This window comes from Nitrococcus sp., assembly GCF_059432795.1.
This window is the reverse complement of record NZ_JBXWZQ010000034.1, coordinates 1-3,177: the sequence shown is the minus strand read 5'-3', so window position 1 is coordinate 3,177 and position 3,177 is coordinate 1. Positions and strand designations below refer to the sequence as shown.

Sequence of the window (3,177 nt, the reverse complement as noted above, 5' to 3'; positions counted from 1 at the left end):
TCGGGAACTCAAGGTCATCAGGGACTGTGCTGTGCCCAAGCCCAAGGAAGGGGCGGTACAAGGGGCCGATCGCTGGTCAGTGGACGCTTATAGAAGTGAGAAGTCGCCCGAGAATATAACCTTCGTCTAGACTGTTCGGTATTGTAAGGGTGGAGGAACTTGGTCATGGAAACTCGTATAACCGTCGACCCTGCCATATGTCACGGCAAGACCTGTATACGCGGGCTACGTTATCAGGTTGAGAACATCCTCGAGTGTCTGGCCGCAGGGATGACGGTCGATGAAATCCTTTCCGACTACGAGGAATTGGAACGCGAGGATATCTTCGCCGCATTGGCCTTCGCTGCCCGGCTGGTGCATGTCAAACGACTGGATGGCCAGGCGGTGTGACGTTTCTGGTTGAGGCGCCGCTGTCATGGTTGTGAGCACGTCGTGGTTGCGGCGAACGGCTGCGCCGGTGTGACGGGTAGGCCAAAGCTTTCTTGAGGAAAATTGCTTTGTACGAGGAAAAGCCTGTGAGCACCAACATTCCCCTAGACCGAATGAGCACGGCCGACAAGCTGCGGGCTCTTGAGGAGATCTGGGGAGATCTGAGCCGGAATCCGGAGAATATTCCAGCCCCGGCGTGGCATGATGATGTCTTAAAGGCACGGCAAAGGAGGATTGAAGAGGGCACCGCAACGTTTGAAGACTGGGCAGAGGTAAAACGGCGAATCTTTGACAAAACTCGATGAGGGTCGAAATCCTCAGCGAGGCTGAGCACGATCTCCTCGACGGCTTTTCGTTCTATGAGGCTCAGGAGGAAAGACTGGGGGCTTACTTCCTCGACTCGCTGTTTTCAGATATTGACTCCCTACAGCTCTACGGTGGAGTCCACGCGGAGCATTTCGGTTTTCACCGGTTGCTCTCCAAACGCTTTCCCTTCGCAGCTTATTACCGAGTGTCAGGCGAGACAGTGCAGGTATATGCAGTGCTGGATTGTAGGCAGTCGCCCTCCCGGATAACAAGGCGCCTGACGTAAAGCTCTGGATCAATGCATTTGCGTGCATATCACTTGATCATTTAACCCAAGACGCAGCAATGACTCCTTGGCCCTATTACGATAGCGATGAGATTGAAGCCGTCCAGCAGGTGCTGGCCTGCGGGCGAGTGAACTACTGGAACGGCGAGGAGGGCCGCAATTTCGAACGTGAGTTTGCGGCCGCCGTGGATTGTGGGCACGCGGTAGCGCTGGCCAATGGGACCGTGGCGCTCGACCTGGCGCTGCATGTGCTGGGCATCGGGTCGGGCGACGAAGTCGTGGTGACGCCGCGGACGTTCATTGCGTCGGCAAGCTGCATCGTCAATGCGGGCGCGGCGCCGGTCTTCGCCGACGTGGATCCCGACAGCCAAAACATCACCGCCGAGACCATCGAGCGCGCCCTGACGCGGCGTACCCGGGCGATCATGTGCGTGCACCTTGCCGGCTGGCCGTGCGAAATGGCCCGAATTATGGCGCTGGCGGAAGCGCGGGGGCTGAAGGTCATCGAGGACTGCGCTCAGGCCCACGGGGCGCGGTACGAGGGCCGCTCGGTGGGCAGCTTCGGTCATGCGGCAGGGTGGTCCTTCTGCACCGACAAGATCATGGCCACCGGCGGTGAGGGCGGGATGCTTACCACCAATGATGCGGCCCTCTGGAAGTCAGCCTGGTCGTACAAGGACCACGGCAAGTCCTGGGATGCCGTTTACAACCAAGACCATCCCCCCGGCTTTCGCTGGCTGCACGAGTCCTTTGGCACGAACTGGCGCCTGACCGAGATGCAGTCCGCCATCGGCCGTATTCAGCTTACTAAGCTTGAGGGTTGGGTGAACCGTCGCCGCGCCCATGCCGCCCGGCTGAATGATGTCTGCCAGGCATTTCCCGCCATCCGCCTGACCGAACCGCCACCCCACGTGGCTCATGCCTATTATAAGTATTATTGCTTCGTACAGCCGGAGCGGCTGCGCTCCGGCTGGAGCCGCGACGCTATCGTTGCCGCGCTCCAGGCGCGCGGCGTCCCCGCCATGCAGGGCTCCTGCCCGGAGGTGTACCGGGAAAAGGCGTTCAATGGAATGGGCAGCCGTCCCGCCGAGCGTCTGCCGGTTGCACGGGAGCTGGACGAGACCAGCCTCATGCTGCCTGTGCACCCGACTCTGAGCGAATCCGATCTGGAGCATTTCTGCGCAGGGCTTGAGGAGGTGCTGAAGGAAGCCTCAAGCTGAGGCTTACCCTAGCACGCCTATCAGTGGGCACGTGAAAGGCCTTGGCAGTGGGTACGAAGCAGGGGCAGGGGCGCGACATTGAAGCGGCAAAGAGGCGGTGGCAGGACTACTGGCGCAGTAAGAGCGAGAATTGAACCATGGCATTGACACGGAATTTTCGTGAAATGGTGCGGGAGCGGGCGCGGCGTTCTGATCCGCGCTGCTCACAGAAGCGGCGGAGGCGCTTCTCACTGGCTAAGCCGACACGGCACGCCTTGTCCTGCGTGATTATATTAATGCGACTGTAGGTTTCGGGGTTCTGGCGCCTGCATCAGGGATCGCCATCAAGAGCCTGCATCGCATGTTTGGACCTAAAGGTAACCCTACCGTGCCCAACCTGGCGCGGGTACTTCGGGCGTTGGGGCGCGCGCGAGGGGGGTGTGCTAGAAGTGACGGCGCGGCCTTTAGAGAAGCTTACAATTTGATGATATTGATGGAGGCAGAGCCATGAGTTATCAGGATCGCATTACCATCGAAGCTGGTAAGCGCGGGGGAAAGCCGTGCATTCGCGGGATGCGGATCACGGTGTACGACATTCTGAAGTGGCTTGCCGCAGGCCAAAGTTGGGAAGAGATCCGAGCAGATTTCCCGGAGCTGACGGACGATGATATTCGAGCTGCCCTGGAATATGCCGCCTCCAGGGAGCATGGTGGCTACGACATCCGAGTCGCCTGAGTTGGCTCATGCGCTCGCTAGATCGCCCAGCGGGCCAAAACCGCGGCAGCCGCGCAGCTGCAGTCCTTTATACGTAAATATCGACCGGTCTCCGGTATCGATATAAAAGGTCTGGATTGAAGAAGGCGGCGATTGATGCACACGGCGGAGAGTTGCTTATGAACCTCATCGAGCTCATCAAGCGCGTAAAGGCTTTGCCCGAGGATAAACGTGCCGAGGTCT

General features: G+C 59.2%; 5 protein-coding genes. All 5 read left to right on the top strand.

Annotated features, from left to right (window positions below):
* Positions 1–165 precede the first annotated feature (165 nt).
* Entirely contained in the window at positions 166–390 is a 225-nt protein-coding gene (locus tag AC52Q4_RS03110; RefSeq protein ID WP_495535343.1) for a DUF433 domain-containing protein, read from the top strand.
* A 107-nt stretch (positions 391–497) separates the two neighbouring features.
* Entirely contained in the window at positions 498–734 is a 237-nt protein-coding gene (locus AC52Q4_RS03105; RefSeq protein WP_495535342.1) for an addiction module protein, read from the top strand.
* Entirely contained in the window at positions 731–1,021 is a 291-nt protein-coding gene (locus AC52Q4_RS03100; RefSeq protein WP_495535341.1) for a type II toxin-antitoxin system RelE/ParE family toxin, read from the top strand. Before AC52Q4_RS03105 ends, AC52Q4_RS03100 begins: the two co-directional genes overlap by 4 nt.
* Positions 1,022–1,080: 59 nt before the next feature.
* Positions 1,081–2,241, top strand: a complete 1,161-nt coding sequence (locus AC52Q4_RS03095; protein ID WP_495535340.1) for a DegT/DnrJ/EryC1/StrS family aminotransferase — start codon at positions 1,081–1,083, stop codon at positions 2,239–2,241.
* A gap of 486 nt (positions 2,242–2,727) precedes the next feature.
* The gene (locus tag AC52Q4_RS03090; protein ID WP_495535339.1) at positions 2,728–2,955 is read left to right on the top strand and encodes a DUF433 domain-containing protein; all 228 of its coding nucleotides are present in this window, start codon (positions 2,728–2,730) and stop codon (positions 2,953–2,955) included.
* The last annotated feature ends 222 nt before the right edge of the window (positions 2,956–3,177 follow it).